The sequence below is a fragment of the Clostridium sp. UBA871 genome (genome assembly GCF_002295255.1).
In the GTDB taxonomy this organism is placed as follows: Bacteria; Bacillota; Clostridia; order Clostridiales; family Clostridiaceae; genus Clostridium_J; species Clostridium_J sulfidigenes.
In genome coordinates this window covers 629,978-655,132 of sequence record NZ_DBFV01000011.1, presented here as the reverse complement: position 1 = coordinate 655,132, position 25,155 = coordinate 629,978, and the positions used below count along the sequence as shown (strand labels likewise).

26 protein-coding genes and 1 riboswitch are annotated in these 25,155 nt (G+C 30.7%); of the genes, 4 read left to right on the top strand and 22 right to left on the bottom strand.

The window, feature by feature from the left end; genetic code table 11:
* Positions 1-18: 18 nt before the first annotated feature.
* The 8 genes from B3086_RS16215 to cobT form a co-directional block, all read right to left on the bottom strand.
* Positions 19-600 carry an XRE family transcriptional regulator gene (locus B3086_RS16215; RefSeq protein WP_346847416.1) on the bottom strand — a complete coding sequence of 194 codons (582 nt, stop codon included), beginning with the start codon at positions 598-600 and terminating at the stop codon, positions 19-21.
* Positions 601-1,006: 406 nt separating this feature from the next.
* Positions 1,007-2,524 (bottom strand): glutamate/gamma-aminobutyrate family transporter YjeM, encoded by a 1,518-nt coding sequence (gene yjeM, locus B3086_RS16210; protein WP_346847415.1) that lies wholly within the window; start codon positions 2,522-2,524, stop codon positions 1,007-1,009.
* Between the two features lie 155 nt (positions 2,525-2,679).
* Positions 2,680-4,452, bottom strand: a complete 1,773-nt coding sequence (locus B3086_RS16205) for an aminopeptidase P family protein (protein ID WP_346878523.1) — start codon at positions 4,450-4,452, stop codon at positions 2,680-2,682.
* Between the two features lie 49 nt (positions 4,453-4,501).
* Positions 4,502-5,356, bottom strand: coding sequence for a DegV family protein (locus B3086_RS16200; RefSeq protein WP_346847413.1), 855 nt, complete (start codon positions 5,354-5,356; stop codon positions 4,502-4,504).
* A gap of 285 nt (positions 5,357-5,641) precedes the next feature.
* Positions 5,642-6,457: an adenosylcobinamide-GDP ribazoletransferase gene (gene cobS, locus B3086_RS16195; protein WP_346847412.1), complete on the bottom strand. Its 816-nt coding sequence runs from the start codon at positions 6,455-6,457 to the stop codon at positions 5,642-5,644.
* Between the two features lie 15 nt (positions 6,458-6,472).
* Positions 6,473-7,024, bottom strand: coding sequence for a bifunctional adenosylcobinamide kinase/adenosylcobinamide-phosphate guanylyltransferase (gene cobU, locus B3086_RS16190; protein ID WP_346847411.1), 552 nt, complete (start codon positions 7,022-7,024; stop codon positions 6,473-6,475).
* Between the two features lie 45 nt (positions 7,025-7,069).
* Complete coding sequence (gene cobC / locus B3086_RS16185) at positions 7,070-7,657, bottom strand: alpha-ribazole phosphatase (protein WP_346847410.1); 588 nt, start codon at positions 7,655-7,657, stop codon at positions 7,070-7,072.
* Between the two features lie 59 nt (positions 7,658-7,716).
* Positions 7,717-8,790, bottom strand: a complete 1,074-nt coding sequence (gene cobT / locus B3086_RS16180) for a nicotinate-nucleotide--dimethylbenzimidazole phosphoribosyltransferase (RefSeq protein ID WP_346847409.1) — start codon at positions 8,788-8,790, stop codon at positions 7,717-7,719.
* A gap of 159 nt (positions 8,791-8,949) precedes the next feature.
* Positions 8,950-9,122, bottom strand: a riboswitch (cobalamin riboswitch).
* 273 nt (positions 9,123-9,395) lie between these two features.
* On the opposite strand from cobT, the gene B3086_RS16175 reads away from it, so the two are divergent.
* The 4 genes from B3086_RS16175 to B3086_RS16160 all read left to right on the top strand — a co-directional run bounded on the left by B3086_RS16175 (position 9,396) and on the right by B3086_RS16160 (position 13,358).
* Complete coding sequence (locus tag B3086_RS16175; protein WP_346847408.1) at positions 9,396-10,256, top strand: DMT family transporter; 861 nt, start codon at positions 9,396-9,398, stop codon at positions 10,254-10,256.
* A gap of 236 nt (positions 10,257-10,492) precedes the next feature.
* A complete protein-coding gene (locus tag B3086_RS16170; protein ID WP_346879500.1) occupies positions 10,493-11,587 on the top strand; it encodes an MGDG synthase family glycosyltransferase in 1,095 nt (364 codons plus the stop codon).
* Entirely contained in the window at positions 11,587-12,291 is a 705-nt protein-coding gene (locus tag B3086_RS16165) for a polysaccharide deacetylase family protein (RefSeq protein ID WP_346847406.1), read from the top strand. Before B3086_RS16170 ends, B3086_RS16165 begins: the two co-directional genes overlap by 1 nt.
* A 2-nt stretch (positions 12,292-12,293) precedes the next feature.
* Positions 12,294-13,358 (top strand): lysylphosphatidylglycerol synthase transmembrane domain-containing protein, encoded by a 1,065-nt coding sequence (locus B3086_RS16160; protein ID WP_346847405.1) that lies wholly within the window; start codon positions 12,294-12,296, stop codon positions 13,356-13,358.
* A gap of 129 nt (positions 13,359-13,487) precedes the next feature.
* Here the strand turns inward: B3086_RS16160 and B3086_RS16155 are convergent, their stop codons facing one another.
* The 14 genes from B3086_RS16155 to eutA all read right to left on the bottom strand — a co-directional run bounded on the left by B3086_RS16155 (position 13,488) and on the right by eutA (position 25,067).
* Positions 13,488-13,958 carry a cupin domain-containing protein gene (locus B3086_RS16155; protein ID WP_346847434.1) on the bottom strand — a complete coding sequence of 157 codons (471 nt, stop codon included), beginning with the start codon at positions 13,956-13,958 and terminating at the stop codon, positions 13,488-13,490.
* Between the two features lie 2 nt (positions 13,959-13,960).
* Positions 13,961-15,055: an ethanolamine utilization protein EutH gene (eutH, locus tag B3086_RS16150; protein ID WP_035130598.1), complete on the bottom strand. Its 1,095-nt coding sequence runs from the start codon at positions 15,053-15,055 to the stop codon at positions 13,961-13,963.
* Between the two features lie 81 nt (positions 15,056-15,136).
* Positions 15,137-15,682: a BMC domain-containing protein gene (locus tag B3086_RS16145; protein ID WP_346847404.1), complete on the bottom strand. Its 546-nt coding sequence runs from the start codon at positions 15,680-15,682 to the stop codon at positions 15,137-15,139.
* A complete protein-coding gene (locus tag B3086_RS16140) occupies positions 15,675-15,947 on the bottom strand; it encodes a EutN/CcmL family microcompartment protein (protein ID WP_035130595.1) in 273 nt (90 codons plus the stop codon). Before B3086_RS16140 ends, B3086_RS16145 begins: the two co-directional genes overlap by 8 nt.
* Before the next feature lie 11 nt (positions 15,948-15,958).
* Complete coding sequence (locus B3086_RS16135; protein WP_035130591.1) at positions 15,959-16,645, bottom strand: TIGR02536 family ethanolamine utilization protein; 687 nt, start codon at positions 16,643-16,645, stop codon at positions 15,959-15,961.
* A 22-nt stretch (positions 16,646-16,667) separates the two neighbouring features.
* Entirely contained in the window at positions 16,668-17,294 is a 627-nt protein-coding gene (gene eutD, locus B3086_RS16130; protein WP_346893909.1) for an ethanolamine utilization phosphate acetyltransferase EutD, read from the bottom strand.
* Positions 17,295-17,310: 16 nt separating this feature from the next.
* Positions 17,311-18,090: a cobalamin adenosyltransferase gene (locus B3086_RS16125; protein ID WP_346847403.1), complete on the bottom strand. Its 780-nt coding sequence runs from the start codon at positions 18,088-18,090 to the stop codon at positions 17,311-17,313.
* 72 nt (positions 18,091-18,162) lie between these two features.
* Positions 18,163-18,453 (bottom strand): ethanolamine utilization microcompartment protein EutM, encoded by a 291-nt coding sequence (eutM, locus tag B3086_RS16120; protein WP_035130585.1) that lies wholly within the window; start codon positions 18,451-18,453, stop codon positions 18,163-18,165.
* Positions 18,454-18,502: 49 nt separating this feature from the next.
* Entirely contained in the window at positions 18,503-19,981 is a 1,479-nt protein-coding gene (locus B3086_RS16115; RefSeq protein WP_346847402.1) for an acetaldehyde dehydrogenase (acetylating), read from the bottom strand.
* The gene (locus tag B3086_RS16110; RefSeq protein ID WP_346847401.1) at positions 19,981-20,661 is read right to left on the bottom strand and encodes a BMC domain-containing protein; all 681 of its coding nucleotides are present in this window, start codon (positions 20,659-20,661) and stop codon (positions 19,981-19,983) included. Before B3086_RS16110 ends, B3086_RS16115 begins: the two co-directional genes overlap by 1 nt.
* A 15-nt stretch (positions 20,662-20,676) precedes the next feature.
* Positions 20,677-21,330 (bottom strand): ethanolamine utilization microcompartment protein EutL, encoded by a 654-nt coding sequence (gene eutL, locus B3086_RS16105; RefSeq protein WP_035130583.1) that lies wholly within the window; start codon positions 21,328-21,330, stop codon positions 20,677-20,679.
* 17 nt (positions 21,331-21,347) lie between these two features.
* A complete protein-coding gene (gene eutC / locus B3086_RS16100; protein WP_346877288.1) occupies positions 21,348-22,238 on the bottom strand; it encodes an ethanolamine ammonia-lyase subunit EutC in 891 nt (296 codons plus the stop codon).
* A gap of 13 nt (positions 22,239-22,251) precedes the next feature.
* On the bottom strand, positions 22,252-23,616 hold the full coding sequence (locus B3086_RS16095) for an ethanolamine ammonia-lyase subunit EutB (RefSeq protein WP_346847399.1): 1,365 nt from the start codon (positions 23,614-23,616) through the stop codon (positions 22,252-22,254).
* A gap of 17 nt (positions 23,617-23,633) precedes the next feature.
* Complete coding sequence (gene eutA, locus B3086_RS16090) at positions 23,634-25,067, bottom strand: ethanolamine ammonia-lyase reactivating factor EutA (protein ID WP_346847398.1); 1,434 nt, start codon at positions 25,065-25,067, stop codon at positions 23,634-23,636.
* Positions 25,068-25,155: the final 88 nt, after the last annotated feature.

The following is a 25,155-nucleotide window of genomic DNA, read 5'->3' as shown; positions in this document are numbered from 1 at the left end:
ATGACATTTGTCTATATTTTATATGATGTTACTTTTGCTAGTTGCTGCAGGATTAGGAACACTTGCAACTAAAATTTTGCATATTTTATTAGTATAGTTTGCATAGTTATGATTAATAGAAGATTTAAAATGTGCTGAATCACCGGGGTAAAGATACTGCTTTTCATCATTTATGAATAAAGTTATAATTCCTTCTAATACATATATAAATTCTTCACCTTCATGCTGATAAGTATTTAAATTTTCCTCTGTATTGGTAGGCAATATTTCAATTAATCTAGGCAATATAGTTTTATCTTCAGGATTATTTGATAATACATAATTAATATGAAGGGCATTATCTATTTTATATATATCTCTTTCGTAACTCTTTTGTATAAATCTTTCTCTCCTCTTACTAGTTGATAGTAAAAAGTAAGATAATTCAACATCTAAAGCTTCTGCTATATTAAGTAAAGAATCTGTAGCTATACTGGTAAGACCTCTTTCTAATTGAGATAAAAACCCAGTAGATAAAGATGTTTTTTCGCTTAGTTCCTTTAATGTCATCTTTTTATTAGTTCTAAGTTCTTTAATTTTGCTTCCTATGATTTTATTCAACCGTTCCACCTCTTTGTTTAATTTAACTTTTTATATAGAGCCTAGCTGCTTTAACACTGTGGTTAGCTACTATGTAAGGAATAATAATGTCATCAACTAGAGCTACTGACTATTTGAGTATATGTTCAACTAAACTTCAATGGAGATAAAACTCCCTCTAAGCTAAGTTTCACTTGATATTAATATTATTACTCAATACCTAAGTATTGTCTAGCTAAGTTTATAATTTATAAATAAATTTGATAAATATAAATAAATGTTTATAAAATTTTCACCAAAATAAAAGACATATTAAAACTTCTATAATAATAAATTTTATATTTAAATGTTTTTATAAAATAAAGTCCAGATATTATTTATCTGAACTTTATAATCTTTAGAACATATTCTTCAATGCAAATTTTTCTTAATTATTTTTCTTTAAGTTCTTTTCATATCTAGCAAAAAGTACTAAGGCAACTATTGAAAAGAATATTGGTCCTGCAATACTCCATATAGTTTTAGCCATATCTCCATTCATAGCTGGCTCAATTATTGAGAAAAAGTTAGCAAATCCAACTGTAGCTGTTACTACAATAGTTACGAGTATTATAAATCCTTTACCTTTGAAAACTTGGAAAGGTTTCTGTATTCCTGCTCTTCTTTTAAATGATATAAATGCTCCAGACAAGAACATATATGGAATTGTCATAGCTACATTAGTCATGGCTACAAGAATACTAAAGAATTCTTCCATAGCTTCTCCACCAAATCCTACTAATAAAATCATAATTATTACTACTATAGCCTGAATAAGCATTGCATTTACAGGCATACCTTTTTTCATTTTTGCAACTGAATCGGGGAATAACCCCTTAGGAGTTCCTGCTATTAATTGCTTAAGTGGTGCATATGTTAAAGTAAAGAACGCTCCTGTAAGAGCAAGTAGCATTGATAATCCAACAAATCTAGCTATCCAGTTACCAATTTGTACTGAAATAGCTTCAGTTGCTCCAAAGGTTACTCCAAATTGATAACCCAAATTATTCATTATAAGATAACCTACATTTCCCATGTGAACTATATCTCCATACTTACCATTTGTTCCAAGTATAGCATCCCAATTTGTAAATATTCCAACACAGAATAATCCTACTGCATATCCAACAGCTATGATTATAGCAGATATAGCAAGACCTTTAGGAAAGTTTTTTTCTGGTTCATCTGTTTGATCAACCAATCCTCCAACTACCTCAATACCACCAAAGGCAAATAAAGCAAATACCATAAATGATAATATTGATATTGAACTTTGATAAGCTGGGTTAGGCGATGATATGAAAGTTGTAGAATTAACTATAGGTTGTGCTAATTCTCCACCATTTCCTATTAATATAACTATGGAACCTAGTATTAACAATATATTAAGTGCTGCTACAGCTGTACCTCCTACTGAAGTAATCTTTTTAATTTTTTCTATCCCCTTAGTTGACACGAAGGTAACAAATATAATCCAAAGAACAGCAAGTATGGCAAGAGTTTGACGCCCTCCAAAACCAAATATACTCCATGTACTAGTTGTATCTGTACCATAAATTGCATTAGATAAAGTTACCCATATTCCAGAAGATACATTAACCATCCATATTACCGTTGACGTATACCACATAAATGTCCCTATAAATGCATACTTAGCATTTACCGACTTCTCCATCCATGAATATATTCCTCCGGTTTCATTTTTAAATGCGGCTCCATATTCAGCCATCATAAATGCAAATGGAATAAAGAATAATATTGCAGCTATAATGAAGAAGGGTATTGAACCATACCCCATTAAATAGTATGACCTGGGCATATTATTAAAGCCATATACAGATGTAAAAATCATTAATATCAGTGCTGTGATAGATAACTTTTCTGTACTACCTTTCTTTGATGACATTATTTTTCCTCCTTTGTAGCTAAATTAAGTTTAAAAACTTAATTTTATCTAATTACTTATTAAATAAGTAATCTTATTTTATTTTTCACCATAATAAAATAAATATGTAAGAAAAATAAGAAACCACAAATATCCATTGTGGTTTCTTACTTTTTTTAAATCTCTTTGGTTGCATTTCTTAACCATAAAACCTCATCCTCTAATAAATAGGGACTTAACTTTTCTAATACTTTTTTATGATAATCATTTAACCAAGATTTTTCATCTTCATTAAGCAAAGATATATTTATTGCATCTAGTTCATAAGGACATAAAGTTAAATCTTTAAAGCACATAAATTTTCCAAAATCATTTTTTTCTTTTTCTTGAACAGCTATTAAGTTTTCAATTCTTACCCCATGTTTATCAGCTTTATAAACTCCAGGTTCATTAGATACTATCATGCCTTCTTCTAAAGCAATTGGATTTAATTCTCTTCTTATCCCCTGTGGACCCTCATGTACATTAAGTAAATAGCCAACTCCATGTCCTGTTCCATGTTTAAAGTCTAATCCTTTGCTCCAAAGAGCTCTTCTTGCTAAAACATCAAGACTACATCCCGGAGTTCCTTCCAAGAATATTGCTGTAGATAGATTTAGATGTCCTTTTAAAACTAAAGTATAATCTTCCTTTTCTTCTTCTGTAAGTTCACCTAGGGCTATAGTTCTTGTAATATCCGTAGTTCCATCTAAATATTGAGCTCCAGAATCTACTAGGAACAATCCTTTTGGTTGTAGTTTCAGACTAGACTCTTCAGATGCTTTGTAGTGAATTATAGCTCCATGAGGACCATATCCCGCAATGGTATCAAAGCTTATGTCTATAAAATCCTCACCTTCTGCTCTAAGTTTTTTTAGTTTTTCAGCCGCTGATATTTCTGTTATCTCTTCATTATTTACATTTTCTTTTACCCACTTTATGAACTTTACCATAGCTATTCCATCTTTTATATGGGCATTTTCTATATTTTTAAGCTCTACAGAATTTTTTCTAGCTTTTAAATCCGTAGTTATATTCCTTTTTTCTATTGTGTTAACTTCTTTATTTATAGATTCCTTAAGCCATACATTAGTTTTGCTTGGATCAAAGGTTATATTTCCTTTAATTAACTTAAGATCTGATACTATGTCATTATAATCTTTTATAGATATTGATTTACTACTTAATAGATTTATAATTTTTTCATTTAATTTTTCCTTATCTACATATAGAATATACTTGTCATCACTAATTAAGAAATAACTTAAGAATACAGGATTACATTCCACATCTCCGCCTCTTAAATTTAGAAGCCATGCTATATCATCTAAAGATGCTAATAATAAGTTATTTACATTAATATTTTTCATTTCTTCTTTTACTAAAGTTAACTTTTCTTCTACAGTTTTTCCTGCATAAGAATCTTCATGAATAAATATTTTATTATTAGGCATAGTTGGCCTATCTTTCCAGATAATATCAAAAATATCTTCTTCAGGTTTTGTTTTAATCCCCTTTTCTTCAAAAGCTTCTTCTAAATCATGAAGCTGAGAAACTGTAAACACCTTTCCATTAAAGCTGACAGTATCTCCTGATTTCACATTATCACAGATCCATTGTGTATAGGTTTTAACACCTGGTTCACCCATACGTTCTAGTATGTATTCTGTACCTTGAATTTGTTGTTCTCCTTGAAGAAAATATCTTCCATCTACCCATAAATGAGCTTCTTTCTCCGTTATAACAACAGTTCCAGCAGATCCAGTAAATCCTGAAATCCATTGTCTCACTCTAAAATAGTCACTTACATACTCACTTCCATGATTATCTGAACTTGGAATAATAAAAGCGTCTATACTTCTTTCTTTCATTAAACTTCTTAAACTTTCAATTCTTGATTTAATATCCACTTTAACATCTCCTTATAAAATAAATTTTATTAATGTTTAAATATCAATCTTATTTTTCAGTATAATAAACAACTCCTACAGTTTTAGGTCCTACATGACAGCCTATCACAGGCCCAATGCATTGTATATCTACATCTATACCTAATATTTCTTTGATTTTATTAGCTAGAGCCCTTCCTTCTTCTTCACAGTTTATGTGATGAACTATTACCTGTCCAAGTCCTCTATTTTTTATATCCTTTTGCAATTTTTCTATAATTTTAAGTATTGCCTTCTGTTTTGTTCTAACTTTATCAAAAACTGAAGTCTTTCCAGCTTCTACAGTAAGTATAGGTCTAATTTGAAGAAGTGCTCCAAATAAAGCGGCTGCTCCTCCTATACGACCACCCTTTTTCAAATATTCTAAAGTATCTGGTACAAATAAAAACCTACTCTTACTCTTTATAGCCTCTACTCCAGCTATAACTTCCTCCATAGATTTACCTTCCTCAGCCAGTTTTGCTGCTTCTAAAACTGCATATCCCATTTGCATACAGTTAGATGCTGAATCTATAACTTCCATCCTAGCCTTAGGATATTTGTCCATTATCATTGTTTTTATTAGTTGATTACAAGTAGCATATGTACCACTCATTTCTGATGATATAAAAACTCCTAATGCTTCATGTCCTTCACCTATAACCTGGTCAAAGCTATTAAACAAATCATCTACACTTGGTTGAGATGAAGTAGGTATACTATCTAACTTCTCCAAGGTTTTATAAAACTTATCATTTTCAATTTCTATTTCTTTATTAGCTATATTATTTATAACAACACCTAAAGAAACTACAGTAATATCATATTTTTCTATGAGCTCCTTTGGTATATAACTAGTACTATCTGTTATTATTTTTATACTCATAAATCTTGCCTCCAAATAACAATAATTATATGCTTATTATTAATTATAATCATAATTAATATTTATTTTTATATTATATTTAATTCTAATATAATATTCTAATTTTCAAAAATATAAAACTCTCTACTGAGCTAACATTTAAGTAATATAATATTTAAATTAAGTTTGCATCCTAAATTTAAAATTCAAGATGCAAACTACAATATTAATTATATACAATTTTCTAAACAATATTATAATTATATCAATACCAGATTTAAAAATATATAGATAACCATTATTTTCTTAAAAAATCATACTACTAATTAGTATAAATAACGCTAGCTCAACAATTTCATTATTGGCACCTAGGGTATCTCCAGAATGCCCTCCTATTTTGCTATTACAAAACAAATTAAATATTATAGTAACTATAAGTCCGCCAAGTAAAAGTATAATAATATATTTAATATTAAAGAATAAACTTCCAATAAGTAAAGTAAGAGTTAATGCTCCTGTAAAATATATACCATTAGTATTTCCAATGTAAAAATTCCCAGTACCTTCTTTTTTAGCTGACTTTCCTATTAAAGCAATAAATACAGTAAATAATCTACTTATCATTGGTATTACTATTATCATATAACCTATAGATTTTGTTCCTATATAATATATTCCTAAAGCCTTAACTGCTATATCTATAATCATGGCTAATACTCCAAAAGAACCTACTCTACTATCCTTCATTATCTCAATTATTCGCTCTCTACTTCTAAAAGAAAAGAATCCATCACAGGTATCTCCTAGTCCGTCCATGTGAAGTCCACCTGTAATAAATATTCCAACTATAACTGTAATTATAGCAACCATAGGTAATGGCAACCATATAGATGTAATATAAAAAATTAAATATTCAATAGCCCCAAGAATGGCTCCTACTACGGGAAAATATAAAGTAGCTTTTTTAAAGTTTTCTTTCTCACAAGCCAAAGATATATTTACCGGTATTCTAGTTATAAATTGGAATAGTAAAAGAAAATTATTAAAGAAAATCTTTTCTTTTCCTATGGCTCCTAATACCATAATAGCTATTATAGCTAAAATTATCAAATTTTTAATCATAACTCTGCTCCTCGTCTATCCCTTTATTTTTAATCCTTGTCCACAACAAACTAAATATACCTCATCACAAATATTTGCTACATGCTGATTTATAAACCCTTGAATATCTCTAAAAATTCTAGATAATTTATTTTCAGGCACTAATCCCCATCCAACTTCGTTGGTAATTAATACAACTTCTTTATCTAACTCTTTACACTTTTCTAAGAATAATGTAAATTCATTCTTTATGCTATCACATATTTTATCTATTTCATCATCACTTATATTATCGTAATTTGTAGTGATTTCAAACATTAAATTGGTAGTCATTATAGTAACGCAATCTAAAAAAATATATCTTTCAGTAAATCTCTCTATTTTTTTATGTAAGTCTTTATAACTTTCTAAGGTTTGCCACTTTTTATTTCTGCTTTCCTTATGCTTTTCTATTCTGTGCTTCATTTCATCGTCTGTTACTATAGCTGTTGCTATATATAATACATCATCAGTATGTTTAAGTAGATTTTCTCCATATTTACTTTTCCCACTTCTACATCCACCAGTAACTAAAGTTAATTTACTCATTTTCTTTCTCCTCTTCTTTTATCCTCATAAACAAATTAATTAATATTAAAATTCTACTGGAATTATACTATCAATATAAAAGTACCCGTATTCTAATTTAATTATGGACAAATCTGCATTTTTAGAATTAAACCTCCAATAATTATCTAAACTACCTTCCAATATATAAGTATATATTGTTCTTATAATTCCTCCATGGGTACAAATAAGTATATTTTCAACTGATTCTTTTTTTAGTTCTTCCATAAAGCTTTTCACTCTATTATAAACCTCTATAAAGCTCTCTCCATTCTCTATGGAATACTCCTTCCAATCATTTGTCCAAGTATCATATTCTAACTTAAATGAATCTTGTAACTGCTTATAGTTTTTTCCTTCAAAGATTCCAAAGTTTCTTTCATTCAATCTAGAATCTACTTTAACTCCTTCTCCTTCATATATTTTTTTAAGGGTTTCCTTTGCTCTTTTTTTTTCACTACAAAACACTTTATCAAAGTTTATATGCTTCAATTTTTCTCCTACTAATTCTGCTTGCTTAATTCCCTTTTCTGTTAGTTCACAGTCTATATCTCCATAGTAAGTCTTTTTTATATTTTCTTCTGTTTCCCCGTGTCTAACTATATATATTTTCAATTACTACACTCCTTTATAAAAAGCCGTATATCAATAACCTATCTGCACCGGTTCATATTCTATTGTTTTCTTATATCTATATAATCCTTTTTATCTATGCCAGCTTCATTAAAGGAATCCATATTATTCATAGTAAAAACAGCACTCTCTATTATTCCAAAGGCTATTGGACATCCACTACCTTCACCTAATCTCATTCCTAAACTAAACATAGGTTCAAGTCCTAAAGTTTTCATTGCATATTGTGATCCTGGTTCTGCTGATAGGTGAGATGCAAACATATACCCTGAAGTCTTTGAACTTAATTCCTTTGCACAAATAGCTGCAGCTGATGATATAAGCCCATCAATTACCACTGGCACTTTATATATAGCACCTCCTAAAAATACTCCACAAAGGCCAGCTATATCAAATCCACCTACCTTACTAAGCACATCTATTGCATCATTTTTGTTAGGCTTATTTATTTCAATAGATTTTTTTACCATAGCCTTTTTATGGGACAATCCATCATCTGTTAGACCTGAGCCTTTACCAACTATTAAATCACTATCAATTCCAGAGAATACACTTATTATAGCTGCAGAAGTAGCTGTATTACCTACTCCCATCTCACCAGTTCCTATTAAATCATATCCTTGATTTTTTAACTCCTTAACAATATCAATTCCTATCTTTATAGCTTTGATAGCTTCTTCCCTAGTCATTGCAGGACCTTTAGTCATATTACTTGTACCATATCTAATCTTTCTGTTAATTATTCTAGGATCAGTAAATTCCTTATCCACTCCTATATCAACCACAGTAGTATCATTATTGTAGTATCTACTTAATATACACACTCCAGTAGTACCCTTTACAAAATTTTCTGTAACTGTAGCTGTTACCTCTCTTGGGCATGAAGAAACCCCTGATTCTTGAATTCCATTATCAGCACACATTATAACTATATTTTTCTTTTTTATTTCTTTTATATGCTCACCCTTAATACCACTAAGTTTTACAACAATCTCTTCTAATACTCCTAAACTTCCTATAGGCTTGCTTAAATGATCTATGTAATTCTTAGAATTATTCATTACTTCTCTATTTACTTCTTCAATGCCACTTAATAACTTTTTTAATTCATCCACTCTTATCACTCCATCTAAATTTATTCTGTAAAATTTATTCTTTAAATAGTTTTATTATAACTAAAAACACCCTTATCCTCTAAGATAAGGGTGTTAATACACATAACTAAATTTATTAAACTAAAAAATAGTTTGATATACTCTTCCCTCCGAAGGTCTCAACTAACAAAGTTTTAGGCAGGTCTCCTGGCTCACGGCTTATCCTCATCATTTCCTTCCCAGTAAATTACCAGTGGTATCATGACTTGTATCCGTACACAGTAGCGGGGGCTGCAGTGGCTTTTAACCACTTTCCCTATTAAACTTAATGTACCTTAAACTATTATTCATTTAACTTAAATTATATACTACTAGCATAACTTATTCAACAATCTTTATGGACTCCATATTAAATAATACATATAACTTTAGGTTATTAACTATAAATATAAATTAAATTTACATAACATTCGTAAATATCCCTATTCCCTTGAAAAATTTATGAAATAGTGGATAATTATAATTGATAAGTAATATCATTTGAATTGCATTTATAACTTTACTATGATACATAAACTGTATTTTAAAATAGTTTATAAAAATTAACTTAAGATTGGAGACGTACTATGAGTAATAGAATTAAAGGAATAATATTAATTATTTTATCTGCCTTTGGCTTTGCAATGATGTCTGCCTTTGTAAAACTATCTGGAGATTTACCCTCTATGCAAAAGGCTTTTTTTAGAAACATAGTTTCTTTTGTCATAGCCCTTGGTATGATTATATATCACAAAGAAAGTTTCTTTGGCAAAAAAGAAAACCAAAAGCTTCTTATTATGAGATCCACTTTAGGCACATTAGGAGTAATATTAAACTTTTATGCTATAGACCATCTTATTCTTTCAGATGCTAATATGCTTAATAAGCTAAGTCCTTTCTTTGTAATACTTTTCTCTGCTATCTTTTTAAAAGAAAGATTACAGGTAAGGCATATTACTATCATTGCTATTGGTTTCCTTGGATCACTACTTATTATAAAGCCTGCTTTTAGTGTAGACATAATTCCTTACCTCATAGGGCTTTCATCTGCCATATTTGCTGGCTCTGCCTATACCTGCGTTCGAGCCATTGGAAACCGTGAAAAGCATTATACTGTGGTGTTTTATTTTTCTTGCTTTTCTGTAATAACAATTTTCCCATTTATGATATTTTCTTATACACCTATGACTTTGATTCAATTTACCTACTTAATATTAGCCGGTATCTTTGCAACTATAGGACAATTTGGAATTACTCTAGCCTATAAGTATGCACCTGCAAAAGAAATATCAATTTTTGATTACTCTAATATAATCTTTTCAGCTATTATAAGCATGGTAATATTTAACCAATCCCCTGATATCATAAGTATTTTAGGATACATAGTTATATTTTCTGCTTCACTTTACATGTTTATGTACAATAAAAAACTAGATAACCTTAAATAATATTTTTAAAAGTGTTGTCTCAAAGTTAATTCTTTTGAGACAATCCTTTTTATTATATATCTAAGGTCTTTATTTCTCTATTTAATATAGTAATTTATTATTAATTTATGTTTAGCTTAATAATTTCCTCCAAATCTTTAATAAATCTTAAGATTTATTAAAGGTATTTCTTAAGATTTACCATGTAAAATAAAACCATAGTAAAAATTATGTAGAATTAATGGGGGGTTTAAAATATGAAAATATTAATTCTTACAGGAAAATTTGGTATGGGCCATTATTCAGTATCTAAATCTTTATGTGAACAAATTCAGTCTAATCATCCTAATGCATCAGTAGTTATAAAGGATGTTTTTGAATATTCTTTACCAAATTATTCCAATGCACTTTATAAGGCTTTTAATGTTATGGTGAACAAAGGTAGTGTGTTTTATAATCAAGTTTATAAAATTACGGAAAATAGAAAATATAATATGAATCCTATGTTTTTAAAATACTTTCTTCCTAAGCTTGATAACCTAATTAAAGATGTAGAACCTAATATTATTATTTCTACTCTACCCTTTTGCTCTCAACTAATATCAAGATATAAGATGAAATATAATCCATCTCTTCCGCTTATAACTTGCATAACGGATATTAGTAGTCATTCAGAGTGGCTTAATGATAATACTAATTGTTATTTAGTTGGAAGTAACTCTTTAAAAAAGGATTTAATTTTAAAAGGTGTTCCTGAAAACAAAATATTTATTAATGGAATACCAGTAAAAGAGGAATTTAAAAAATCTATAACTAATAGTTCTTCTAATGAAAAACAGCTCCTTATTATGGGCGGTGGATTAGGGCTATTACCCAAGTCTATGGAATTTTATAACCAGCTTAATTCTTTAGAAAATGTAAAGACTACAGTTATTACAGGAAAAAATACTGAAATCTATAATATGCTTTATGGAAAATATGAAAATATTAATGTACTTGGATATACTGATGAGGTTTATAAATATATGCAAAAAGCAGATTTAATACTTTCTAAACCTGGTGGAATAACTTTATTTGAAAGTATTTTCTCAGAAACACCTTTAATTGCCTTTAAGCCTTTTCTTCAACAAGAAATTAATAATACTAACTTTATATTAAATAATGGTATTGGAAAGGTTCTTGAGACAAGTCCTGATAAATGTTTTGATAAAATAAAAAAAATTATTTTTGATGATGCAATACTAGATAATCTTTCTAATAATATAAAAATTTTTAAAAAACAATTTGATTGTACATCAATTGAAAAAGTATTACTTACTTTAGAAGCTAATATGGATGGAGCGTGTGCTTAATGTACTTTACTACTTTAACAGCTATTATTATAATTATTTTTCTAATTCATTCAATTATACCAACTTTATACAACAAATATATAAATTCAAATATTATTAAACTCACTAATAAAGATAATGAAATAATGCTAACTTTTGATGATGGCCCTGATGAAAGATATACTAATAATCTTTTAGATGTGCTTAAAGAAAATAAAATTAAAGCTACTTTCTTTGTTGTTGCAGAGAATGCTAAGAATAATCCTGAAATAATCTATCGTATGCATAAAGAAGGGCACACTATAGCACTACATTCTTTAGCCCATAAAAATGCTCTCTTTTATAGCTATAAATATACGAAAAAAGATTTTAAAAATAGTATAGAAATCATGAAAAACTTCAATTATCAAATCAACTATTATAGACCTCCTTGGGGACATAGTAATATCTTTACAAACTTTTTTGTTAAACAGTATAATTTAAAAATGATTTTATGGGATGTTATGGCAGAAGATTGGAGTAAATATGCTACAGTAGATTCTATATCTTCAAAGTTAATACTACGCACTGATAGAAATTCTATTATATGTCTACATGATGCAGGAGAGAATTCAGGGGGTGCCTCCAATGCTCCTCTTAAAACCATTGAAGCATTATCTACAGTTTTACCTAAGTTAAAATTAGTAGGTTATAAATTTATAACACCAGAAAGGTTAGGACATTAATTGTGCAAAAATCTATAAAAAAAGACAAGTTTAAAAACTACTATGGAAGTTTAATTTTTATGTTCTTACTCATTGCTATTACTTTTTACTTACTTTTTAAAGATACTTCGATAACTTCACTAATCCCTGTAATAAACACAATTAATCCTATTTACTTATTCATAGCATTTTCTATGATGTGTCTATTTATAATTTTTGAAGCTTATGTTATTTATATTATACTTAAAAATTTAAATATAAAAGTACCTTTTAAAAAATGTATTGGTTATTCCTTTATTGGATTTTACTTTAGTGCTATTACTCCTTCATCATCTGGTGGTCAGCCAGCACAAGTATACTATATGAAAAAGGATAATATAAATATATCCTATTCTTCTTTAACTTTGTTAATAGTTGCCATAGTCTATCAATCAGTAATGCTTTTATATGGACTACTTATGTATCTTTTTAAATATACTTTTATAATAAATAATATACATGGCATTAAATGGTTGTTAATTTACGGAGTTATGATAAATGTATTTATAATAGGTTTTATATTTGCAGCTATATTTTCTAAAAATTTAGTTGGTAAATTTATTAAATTTATTGTTGAACTCTTATCAAAATTTAAAGTTATAAAAAATACAGAGTATACTCTATCTAAAATTGATGTTCACCTTGATGAATATACTAATGGTGCTAATTATATCAAAAATAATCCTTTACTAATTGTTAAGGTTTTAATAGTTACAGTTTTACAAATCACAGCCATGTATTTAGTTCCATATTTCATATATAAATCTTTTGGATTAAGTACTTATGGCATTATAGATGTACTTTCTATACAAGCCTTATTAACTATAGCAGTCTCTTCTTTGCCTTTGCCTGGTGCAGTAGGTGCCAGTGAAAGTAGCTTTATGATATTATTTAAAATATTCTTTTCAAAAGAATTATTGCTCTCTGCAATGCTATTAAGCCGTGTAATTAGTTTTTATGCCTTTCTATTATTAAGTAGCATAATAACAATAATTATTCATATTAAAGTTAATGGTAGACATAAAATTCAACATAGTCATCTATATTAATAATAAGCTCAGATAGAAATTACAGTAATAGAATATTTAATATTCTATTAGTTTATATTTAAACTAAAAATACAGACTATATCTAAATAAAATTTGGATATAGTCTGTATTGGTATGTTAATTAATTTATTAGTTTTGAGTTGCCCAATCTGCTGGATATGTTACATATATGAATCTAGCATAGTTTGGAACTGAGAATTTAATTGTGCTTCCTTTTGGTATTAAAATTAATTCTCCAGCATCTGCAGATACAAGTCTTCCATCTATTACTATGTCTAGATGTCCTTCTATAACATAATCTATTTCATCATAGTTTAAAGTCCAATCGAAGGTTGTTTCTTTCATCTCCATTATTCCACAACCTAATCTTTTACTTTCCTCAAGAGTGAATAAATCTTTTGTATATACTATATCACTGCTATTTCCAGTATCAAGTCTATTTGACTCATCTACTCTAACTGTTGGTAGTTTAACAGAGATAATTCCACTTACATCTTTATTTCTTACAAAATCTACAGAATCATTAGAAGCTCCTGTAAGTTTTTCTTCTATTATTTGTCTAACTAATTTTTCTAATAAGCTTTTATCGATATTTTCCATCATTATTTAGCCTCCTCCTTTTTAGCTGCATTGTTTGCAATAAATATAGCTACAAATACTGCTGTAATTCCTGCAACTAATTTACCAACTATCATTGGTAATATCATTTCTGAATTAAATCCTGCTGTAAATCCTAAGTGATCTCCAAATACAAAGGCTGCAGATACTGCAAAAGCAACGTTAATTATTTTACCTCTGTTATCCATATCCTTCATCATTCCGAACATTGGAATACTATTAGCAAGCGTTGCAACCATACCAGCAGCTGCTATATCATTCATTTTTAAAACTTTACCTAATCCCATTAATGGTTTTTGGAATACTTTCGTAATTACATATACTAGTGGGAATGCTCCAGCAAGAACTATTGCTATTGCTCCAACAGTTTCAATACCATCAGAAATTGGTGCCATTCCTGGAATTACAACAATTCCTGTTAATGCTTCAATTACAGCCGCTGCTAATCCTAAAGTTATAACTATTACTACAAACTTCCCGAAAACTGTAAATCCTTTAATTATTGCATTTTCAAATTTCCAAAGTCCTAAAGCTATAAGTGCTGCAATTATTACTATTGGAATTAAGTTTTTTAGTACCATAATTATTGGGAATCCAGCTACAAGACCACCAACAAAAGCTCCTAATGGAATTGTAATAACCCCTGCTAATACTCCCATAGCTAAGAATTTATGATCTTCTTTTTCTATTATTCCAAGGGCAACTGGAATTGTAAATACTATAGTAACACCCATCATTGAACCAACTATTAATCCGCCAAACATTCCTGCTTGAGAATCTACTGCAAGAGCTTTAGAAAGCGAAGCTCCTCCCATATCGTTTGCAAGTAATGTACCTCCAAACATACCGGGGTCTGCTCCTAAGAAATTAAATACTGGTACTATTACTGGTTCTAATATATTTGCAAGTACTGGTGCAAGACAGATAACTCCTATCATTGCAATTGCAAGAGAACCCATAGCCATGAAACCTTCTTCGAACTTTTCTCCCAGTCCAAACTTATTTCCTAAACACTTATCTATGGCTCCAAGGGCCATAAATACAACCATGATATATACGATTATCTCGTTAATTCCCATTGTTTCATCTCCTTAATAAGTTAATTCTTTATTTATTCAATTTATTTATACTGTTAACTGTGTAAACTAAAGTTTAAGCTTTTATGTTAAATACTTAATGATAAGTTCATCTGGCGAAGGTATTACTGATGCATGAACAATTCGTTTTTCTTCTATAGCTTCTTTAGCTATATTTATTCCATGCTCTACATCACTAAGCCCACCAGAAATAATATAAACAAGTTTACCACTTATTCCAGATGCTACTTGTAGTTTTACTAAATTTAAATTGGCTCCCTTAAGAGCAATATCTAACGCTTTAAGACCACTACTTACGCTATTGGTCTCCATTACTCCTATGGCCCCATTAGCCTTAGTTACAAACCTACTTTTCAAAGCTTGTATAATATTATTATGGACACTATTTATAATACAACTATCTATTATATGCCCCTGACCAGAGAAAATCCCGTGGTCAAGGGTTGTTCTTATAGCACCTTCATCTCCTGTTAATATCACTAAAAACCTTCCAGGACATATAGTTTTAATATATAGTACATCAACATCAGCTTTTTTCACCATTTCATCTGCAACTTCAATGCCTTTAGCTATACTTTTAAAATCAATTGCTCCAATACTTTTACTCATTTTCCACCTCTATTGAATCAATTATTCCTATTATAGTTGCATCCACAGGTACATCTCTTTCTCCTAGTGATACTCTAGCTGCACCACCTCTAGTTATAAGTACATTGTCTCCAGTACCTGCACCTACACTATCCGCTGCTACAAAAAAGCCTGTTTCTTCTACATCTATATCTTTAAGTAGCCTCACTATTAAAAACTTTTGACCATTTAGCTTTTCATCTTTTCTAGTTGCCCATAATCTACCAACAACTCTACCTATAACCATATTATCCTCCGCTAAACTCTTTTAACTTTCAGATTATGAATTCTTATAAAGTCGTTAGCCAATGGAGTGATTATGCTTTTTTTATCTATTACCACAGATTTCATTCCATTCATAAATGGCTTCCTAAGATCCATCTCACTAATAAGTTTCTTATTTCTAATTTCGAAGCTCATCTCTTCTGATATAAAATTTGAAGTTTCTAATATACTAATATCTTCAACTTTTTTATACTCTTCTTTTCTTGTGGTTTTATCTTCAACTTTTTCAATAAACTCAACTATATCAATTCCATAAACTTTAAGCTCTCTTTCAAAGCTTAAATACTTATTATATAGTGCTCTTGGAGCAGTATTTTTATACTTTCTATACTCTAGACCATTTTCAAGGACATATACCTTCTTACCTGCTAATAGCATATTAATGATAAAGTTTTCTTCTTCATTAATACCAGTTAGCGTAGCTATATTTGCCATGGACTTTATAGATAGTGTAGAAACTATGGCTATGTCAGCTTCTATTTGTTCTTCATTATATGAAGTCACAGTATATTCTTCATCTAAATTAGATTTAGTAATAGGATCCAACTCTACATCTCCAATTATTACAGCTATCTTATGTTTTACAATATTTTTATTTGTTTCTTCTAACTTTTTATAAACTTCTTTTACTATTAAGTCCACAAGTTTATCATAGTTCATTTATATACCTCCTTTTTGAGGCCTACTTAACTATTCTACAAAGAGTTCCCTTCGTAAATCCACAAGCATTAGCCTCATCATAGTCTATATGCATATATGTTCTAAAGTCTGGGCTTACTCTTATGACAACATCATCAAATATTAGGGGTCTATTACCATAAACCTTTGCTTGAATGATTTCTTTATCTTTCACACCAAACTTCTCTGCATCTTCTGGAGTTATGTGTATGTGCCTTTTAGCAACAATTACTCCTTTATCTATTGTAAGAGTAGCTCGTTCTGTAGAAATTGTAATTCCAGGAGTACCTTCTATTTTACCACTCTCTTTAACAGGAGCCTTAATTCCAAGAACTGTTGCATCAGTTAATGAAATTTCTACTTGTGTAGATTTCCTTGCAGGTCCAAGAACAACAACATTCTTTAGTGAACCCTTAGGTCCTGTTATAGTAACTCTTTCTTTACATGCATATTGACCTGGTTGTGATAAGTCTTTAACCTTATTTAAGTGATAATCACGTCCAAATAATATGTTTATATGTTCTTCACATAGGTGAACGTGTTTTCCTGAGGCTTCAACTTCTATAAAAGCTTCTTTTTTTACTCTCTTTATTACTTCATCTATGATATCTTCTACTAAAAGATTATTCATATTTCATCCTCCTGCTTTAACTGTATTCTCCAGTTCTATATTTAAATATCATTATCCAAAACAAGGATGATAATCTATTTAATGCCTTTATTATATCCGGCCTTTGAACATCACCATACTCCCCTTTAAATGCGGTATAAGCTAAAAGTTCAGTTTCTCTTATAGTTGTTCTACAAGAATTTAATGCCACAACAGCCTCACCCATAGAAAACGCTACTGGCTCATGACCAATCCCATAATATTTCTTTGGATAATGAGATTTTTCTCTCAATTCTTCTGGAGTCATACCAAGAAGTTTAAATTCTCCTACTGGTTCATTAACTACTTCACATCTAAGGAGACATCTTACAAACTTTAATATCTCTTCAAGGTCTTCTGTTAGCTTTGAAGCTCCTAATTTATGAGTAATAACTTGAGTTTCCAATATCTTAGACTCAAGAGAATCTAACTTTCCTCTCAGCGCTATTATCTTATGATCTTTAAACACTAATAAGTTTCCATTTAAATGTGTCATATGCTCAGGTTTTTCCATTAATTCAGCACCAAATACAGTTATATATTTACTTTTTTCTTCTCTCGTTTGTAACTTTACAGGTACTTCTTCTTTTACCTTTTTTACTTCATGCACTACTTCCTCTAAAGAATCTACATACTTCAATTTAATATTATTTTCTGACAAAAATGATTTTGCAGATGGGGTTACTATTTGCCCTTTTAGAACTCTAAATTCGGTATATTCCTTAAAGTCTGTTCCCTTTAACTGTCTTCTAACTTCACTTTCAGTTAATACTGACATATCTTCACATCCCTCATTAGATGTAAGAGACGTATTGCTTATTTTAGCAATACATCTCTACACAAACCTAAATTAAACTGTTTCCTGTGTTTTTGGTAAAACAGCATCTACTTCAAAGTGTGGTCTTGGGATTACGTGAACTGATATTAATTCTCCAACTCTTTCAGCAGCAGCTGCTCCAGCATCTGTAGCAGCTTTAACAGCTCCAACATCTCCTCTTACAAGTACAGTTACAAGACCGCCACCAACTTGTTCTTTTCCTACTAGTTGTACGTTAGCAGCTTTAACCATTGCGTCTGCAGCTTCTATTGCTGCTACTAATCCTTTAGTTTCAATCATTCCTAATGCATTTGCGTTTGCCATTATAAATTCCTCCTTAAATTTAACCAATATACTTTGAAATTTTATTTTATTATCTTAATTCACTTATTATTTTCTTAACAAGTAAATTAACAAGCTCTTCTGTGTCTGCAGATGAAAGTGAACTATTATTTCCATTAACTGAATTGCTACTTCCACCTCTAAAATGTTCAATTTCTCTAACTCCATAAGCTACTTTTTTGATATTTACAAGGTGAAGTGGTCCTACATTATCAGATGTTGCACTTCCACCAATAGCTCCACAACCTAAAGTTAAAGCAGGTACTATATTTAGAGAAGCACCTATTCCTCCTAAAGTACTTGGAGTGTTTACTGGTATTCTTGATACCGGCATACTAAGAGCAAATCTTTTTACTAGTTCCTTGTCTTCACAGTGCATTGAGAATGTGTGACCAGCGCCTTCATTAATAAGTATTTCTCTACACTTAGCTTCTATATCATCTACACTCTTTTCAACATAGAATCCTAGAATTGGAGCTAGTTTTTCTCTTGAATATGGAACATTGTGTCCTACTTCTGTTTCTTCAGCAATAAGTACTCTTGCTGAAGAAGGTACGTTAGTTAAATTAGCAAGTTTTGCAATAGTTTCTACACTCTTACCAACTATTTGTGGATTCATACTTCCATTAGCTCTCATTATAAATTTACCAAGTTGTTTTGCTTCTTCTGGGCTTAAGAAATATGCTCCTTGATTTTTGAATTCAGTCACCACTCTATCTTTAATAGCTTCTTCTATAATCACTGATTGCTCAGAAGCACAGATTGTTCCATTATCAAAAGTTTTAGAATCCATTATTCTCTTAACTGCAACTTTAATATCAGCACTCTTATCAATAAATGCTGGACCATTTCCTGGACCAACTCCAAGGGCCGGTGTACCTGAAGAGTACGCTGCTCTAACCATTGCTGAACCACCAGTTGCAAGTATCATAGCTGTATCTTTATTTTTCATTAATTCATCTGTAGCTTGAAGGGTTGGAATTGTAATGCATCCAATAACTCCTTCTGGGCATCCAGCCTTTACAGCTGCTTCATTAATAATTCTAACTGTTTCTAATATACTTTTTTTAGCATTTGGATGTGGTGAAAATACTATTGCGTTTCCACATTTTAATGATATAAGAGCTTTATACATAGTTGTTGATGTTGGATTAGTTGAAGGAATTAATCCTGCAATTACTCCCATAGGTACTGCAACATCCATAACTTTTTTCTCTTCATCTTCTGCAACTATACCAATAGTTTTTAGATCCTTGATATAATCATAGATATATGTAGACCCAAAAATATTTTTAATTACTTTGTCCTGCCATATTCCAAATCCAGTTTCTTCAACTGCCATTTTAGCTAGCTTCTCTGCATTTGCTGCAGCAGCCTCAGCCATAGCCTTAACTATTCTATCAATCTCATCCTGAGATTTTTTAGCCAATTTTGCTTGAGCAGCTTTAGCTGTTTTAATTAGATTTCTAACCTCTTGTATAGACGCTAAATCTTTATCTGTAAGTTCCATTATTTTTCACCTGCTTTGTTATATTCTAGTATAGTTTTAATAAGCACATCCTTTTTGGCAAATTTAATTTGTTTATTTGTCATATTCGGAATTTTTAAAGTTCTAACTAATCTTCTTAACTCTTCTACTTTCATAGAGTTATAATCTATATGATCTTTGAAATCATTTTTTATAATTTCTTCTATTTTGTTTATTTGAGGCTCTATTTCCTTACTTTTTTCTTTGGTTTCTTTTTTAGCTTCTAATTTTTCTTCTGTAACTTTTTCTACAATTTCCGCTTCAGAAGTTTCCACTTTTTCCTTGACTAAAGCCTCTTCTTTTTTATTAACTGGAGTTTCTGTTTTTTCCTTATCTTTTGTATCACTTTTTTCACTGGATGATTCTATAGGTACCTCTTGTGGTTTTTTATGTCCTTCAAAGAATAAACCTTCAACTTGTGAATCTACTCTTGGTATCACATGAGCAGTTCTAAAAGTACCTAAACTTTCTACAGAAGCCTTGGCTGCATCAACTGCAGCCTTTACCGCTCCTACATCTCCAATAATTTTAATAGTAGTTATTCCACCTTTTATTTTCTCTAGTCCAATCAAAGTAACATTTGCAGCCTTTAGAGCAGAATCTGCAGCTTCTACTGCTGCAACGTATCCTCTTACTTCTACTAGACCTAATGCTTTACTCACTTACTAAACCTTCGCCTAAAAGTTTACTGGTTGTTGAGCAACTGATTTGACAGCTTCTGCAAAAGCGTCACATGCTGCCTTACATGCTGATTGACTACCTGTAAGTAATCCACCACCATAGTTTGTTTCAGTTGGAGGTCCAAAGAATTCTTTCATTTCAACATCTGCTGCCTTAAGAGCTGCATCTAATCCATAGATAGCTTCAAGTGGTGGAGCTACTAGATAAGCTATTGCTTCTCCTTCTTTAACTCCTGCTACTTTTGAAAGATAAGTTCCAGTTCTTGAAACACAGTGTGCATAGTAAGCTATAGAGTTATCATCATTAGCACTTACAAAGTGTGATCCATTTTCCATGAAGTCTATAGTAGCATTTAAACCACTTCTTACTTCTGCTGGACTTGGTCCAGCTATTATTCCAATAACTTCACCAGCAAGTTTTGTAGATGCATTAGCAGCACCTGCATACATTGATCTTGCATATACTACATCAACTTCAGCAGCTTTTGTAGCTTCATCAAGGGCAGTGTAAGTTACGTCATCACTATCAGCAGTAATGATACCTAAACTTTTATGATGAGGTTGTAATTCTAATTTTTTAACTAGTTCTGGGCTTACATTTGAAATTATTTTAACGCTTAATACGGTTGGACGTAATGCTTCATTAATCACAATAAATTCCCCCTAAATTATATTTTTAAATTTATTCCTGATGCTTTTTTATCAAGCATTGTCTTTATAAGTTCAGCTATATGTGCTCCAGCTTCAACTGCTGTAGTACCACCTTTATGGATGTTTGATATAACTGTTCTGTTAGCCTCTGGCATATTAGCTGTTGGTCTATAAGCTATATAAGCACTCATTGATTCAGCAGTAACAAGACCTGGTCTTTCACCTACTAGCATACAAACAACCTCTGCTCCTGTTGCATCACCAATGGCATCCATAGCTCCAACTCTACAATGTTTAATGAATAATATATCTCCAATTTCAATTCCATACATTTTTAAACCTTGCTTAATTGAAGGAACTGAATCTTTTAGGTTAGCTTCAATAGCTGCAGAAGAAAGTCCATCTCCAACTACTACTAACACTTTTTGACCTGAGAACTTATCTTTTATAAACTTAGTAGTTTCTTCGTCAAATCTTCTTCCTAGGTCAGGACGAGTTATATATTGATCTTTATCAACACACATTGTATTTACTGGTATTAAATTATTCTCTTTTATAAAGTCTTCAGATACATAAGAGAATACAGAGTCTTGTGCAGCAGCATGGTCAGCTCTAACTCTTAATTGAGTTATAGTTTTGTATCTTGGACCTGATCTTCCAATACCTATTCTTGCTGGAGTTCTTTCCTTCATTTTTAGGTATCCTTCTCTATCATGAGGGTTTTCAACTAAAAGTTGTTTTTTAAGGTCAATTTCTGTGATATCTGGAATACATCCATTTTCATCTACTGAACCTATTACAGCACTCATTTTATTTGCTACTTGATTTACTATGTCAGTACTACCTGATTTTTCTACCATTTCTCCTAATAACTTTTCAACCATTAATTTTAATTCTTGTTCGTTCATCAGTAGTCCCCCCTTATCCTAAAAATATTGAAGCGTCGCCAGCTCTTCTGGTTAACTTGCCATTTTCTATAATTCCCATTTTTTCCATCCACTCTTCAAAAGGTTTAATAGGTTTTACTCCTAATAACTCTCTTAATGTAGCTGTCTCTTGATATCCAGTTGTTTGATAGTTAAGCATTACGTCATCACCATGAGGAATTCCCATGAAGTATGTACATCCTGCTGTAGCAAGTAATACCGCTAAGTTTTCTATATCATTTTGATCAGCTTTCATATGGTTTGTGTAACAAGCGTCACATCCCATTGGGAGTCCTGAAAGTTTACCCATAAAGTGGTCTTCAAGACCAGCTCTTATAACTTGTTTTGCATCATATAGGTACTCAGGTCCTATGAATCCAACAACTGTATTTACTAAGAATGGTTGGAATCTCTTAGCAAATCCATAGCATCTAGCTTCCATTGTTACTTGGTCAGCACCATGGTGTGCATCTGAAGAAAGTTCTGAACCTTGACCAGTTTCAAAATACATTACGTTTGGACCTGTAGCAGTTCCTTCTTTAAGTGCAAGTTGTCTTGCTTCTTCTATTGTTGCAGCAGTAAATCCAAATGCTTCATTTCCTTTTTCAGAACCAGCAATTGATTGGAATATAAGATCCGCTGGCGCACCTTTTCTAATTGCTTCCATTTGTGTAGTTACGTGCGCAAGTACACAAGTTTGAGTTGGTATTTGCCATTTTTCTTTAAATTCATTAAATCTCTTTAAGACTTTTGTTACGCTCTCTACAGAGTCATCAACTGGGTTTAATCCAAGCACTGCGTCTCCAATACCATAGCTTAATCCTTCCATTAAAGATGCAAGTATTCCATCTGGATCATCTGTTGGATGATTTGGTTGTAATCTAACAGATAATGTACCGGGTTCTCCTATAGTTGTATTACAATGTGCTGTAACTTTTATTTTCTTAGCTGCGTATACTAAATCCATATTAGACATTATTTTTGCAACAGCAGCCACTATTTCTGATGTTATTCCTCTTGAAACTCTTCTTATATCTGCTCCTGTAGTATTATCATCTAGTAGCCACTCTCTAAATTCTGCTACAGTCCAATTTTTAACTTCTGCATATATTTTTTCATTTACGTCATCTTGTATTATTCTAGTAACCTCATCTAATTCATAAGGTACTGCAGGATTATTTCTTAAATCAGACAATGTAAGGTTAGAAAGTACAACTTTTGCTGCAACCCTTTCCTCTGCTGACTGTGCAGCTATTCCTGCTAAGTTATCTCCTGATTTTTCTTCGTTTGCTTTTGCCATAACTTCCATTACTGAATTAAACTGGTATACTTTTCCGAATAATTTAGTTTTTAAAATCATGATAATCCTCCTCTCGGTTAATTAAATACTAATGTTTTTATAACTACAGGTAATACTTTACCTTCCGCTACGGGTTTTCCTATATCTATATAATCTCCATTTTCCACCTTGATACCATCTATACAAACTATGTCCTTATCAAGATGTAAAAGGGAGTAAATAGCCTGACCTAATACCTTTGCCATATCATTTTCAACAATTATAATAAGTGGAAGCTTTCTATCAATCAGTTCTTTCATCCCACCTACTAGTCCCTTTGCCATATCTTGTATTTCTGCAAAAGAAGGATTCTTCTTTCCATGTAGGGCTATGGCAATACTCTGAAGTTCATTTTCATATTTAAACCAGTTAATTTTTTCTGATATAGCTTTTTCTAAAACTTCAGAACCTCTATTCTCATCTTCTAAACTGAGCTTTAAAATTGGTAAATTTTTTATAGGGAAGTTGTCATGGGTATATGTAATTGTACTTCCACTAATATCCATAGTGTGAGAGCCAGCTCCCACTACTGTTGCTCTTATAGTTTCTATTGCTCTCGCCAATTTTAATTTTTTACATAAGTCTGAGTTTTTAATAGCTTCTCCAAGAAGTATTCCTATATCTCCATACTTAAAATAATCTTCTATAGGAGATTCATTATATACATAGTCAGCTACTCCGCCTGAAAAAGATATACACTTAATCTCCTCATTTAAGGCAATAGACTTATTAGTAACTATCATTTCAAAGATAGATGTTTGAGTCCTAATTCCTACGCTTTCCTCTAAAAGCTTTACCATTTCATCAATAACTGGAATCAACATTTCTTTAGTTGCTTTATAGCCAACTTTTATATCAAAATTATTTTGATTTATAATATTTTGTATTTTAGGTGCTATATATACTATATTATTTGTGTCTTTATCAAGTTTTATAAGTCTTCCACCTATATCTAGACATCCAGTTTCCTTCAAATCTCCTCTAGTAAACACAGCTAAATTTGTAGTTCCTCCACCAATATCTAGATTAACTACACTTGTAGAATGTTCACTGGAGTAAATGTGAGCTCCTGCACCTTTAGCTGCTATAATACTTTCAAGATCTGGACCTGCTGTAGCAACTACAAAGTCTCCTGCAAATCCACTTAAAGTATGCAGTACTTCGTTGGCATTTTCTTTTCTAGCAGTTTCACCTGTTATAATTACAGCTCCTGTTTGTATTTCATCCTTATTGATACCAGATTTTTTATATTCTAAAGATACTATATCCTTAACTTTCTCGGCATCAATTTCTGTCATAGATTTAAGTGGCGTAAAATAAACATCACTTCTATAAACTACTTCTTTATCAACTATTGATATTCTAGGTACTGAAAAACTTGAAGCAGTGTTTTCTATGATTAGTTTCGAAAATACAAGTTGAGTTGTACTAGTTCCAATATCAATTCCAACACTTAAAAGTTCTTCTCTCATTAAATCACCTCCAAATACAAATATAAAAAGGCTTAAAGCTATCAAATTAATCTTTCAAATAACTATGAAAATTAATTTTTTTAACTTT

Bases quoted from the DNA above. Each gene is read 5' to 3' on its own strand.
- yjeM (WP_346847415.1), bottom strand. From the start codon at position 2,524: ATGTCATCAAAGAAAGGTAGTACAGAAAAGTTATCTATCACAGCACTG.
- B3086_RS16200 (WP_346847413.1), bottom strand. From the start codon at position 5,356: ATGAGTATAAAAATAATAACAGATAGTACTAGTTATATACCAAAGGAG.
- cobS (WP_346847412.1), bottom strand. From the start codon at position 6,457: ATGATTAAAAATTTGATAATTTTAGCTATAATAGCTATTATGGTATTA.
- cobU (WP_346847411.1), bottom strand. From the start codon at position 7,024: ATGAGTAAATTAACTTTAGTTACTGGTGGATGTAGAAGTGGGAAAAGT.
- B3086_RS16175 (WP_346847408.1), top strand. From the start codon at position 9,396: ATGAGTAATAGAATTAAAGGAATAATATTAATTATTTTATCTGCCTTT.
- B3086_RS16170 (WP_346879500.1), top strand. From the start codon at position 10,493: ATGAAAATATTAATTCTTACAGGAAAATTTGGTATGGGCCATTATTCA.
- B3086_RS16165 (WP_346847406.1), top strand. From the start codon at position 11,587: ATGTACTTTACTACTTTAACAGCTATTATTATAATTATTTTTCTAATT.
- B3086_RS16155 (WP_346847434.1), bottom strand. From the start codon at position 13,958: ATGGAAAATATCGATAAAAGCTTATTAGAAAAATTAGTTAGACAAATA.
- eutH (WP_035130598.1), bottom strand. From the start codon at position 15,055: ATGGGAATTAACGAGATAATCGTATATATCATGGTTGTATTTATGGCC.
- B3086_RS16145 (WP_346847404.1), bottom strand. From the start codon at position 15,682: ATGAGTAAAAGTATTGGAGCAATTGATTTTAAAAGTATAGCTAAAGGC.
- B3086_RS16140 (WP_035130595.1), bottom strand. From the start codon at position 15,947: ATGGTTATAGGTAGAGTTGTTGGTAGATTATGGGCAACTAGAAAAGAT.
- B3086_RS16135 (WP_035130591.1), bottom strand. From the start codon at position 16,645: ATGAACTATGATAAACTTGTGGACTTAATAGTAAAAGAAGTTTATAAA.
- eutD (WP_346893909.1), bottom strand. From the start codon at position 17,294: ATGAATAATCTTTTAGTAGAAGATATCATAGATGAAGTAATAAAGAGA.
- B3086_RS16125 (WP_346847403.1), bottom strand. From the start codon at position 18,090: ATGTCAGTATTAACTGAAAGTGAAGTTAGAAGACAGTTAAAGGGAACA.
- eutM (WP_035130585.1), bottom strand. From the start codon at position 18,453: ATGGCAAACGCAAATGCATTAGGAATGATTGAAACTAAAGGATTAGTA.
- B3086_RS16115 (WP_346847402.1), bottom strand. From the start codon at position 19,981: ATGGAACTTACAGATAAAGATTTAGCGTCTATACAAGAGGTTAGAAAT.
- eutC (WP_346877288.1), bottom strand. From the start codon at position 22,238: ATGAACGAACAAGAATTAAAATTAATGGTTGAAAAGTTATTAGGAGAA.
- B3086_RS16095 (WP_346847399.1), bottom strand. From the start codon at position 23,616: ATGATTTTAAAAACTAAATTATTCGGAAAAGTATACCAGTTTAATTCA.
- eutA (WP_346847398.1), bottom strand. From the start codon at position 25,067: ATGAGAGAAGAACTTTTAAGTGTTGGAATTGATATTGGAACTAGTACA.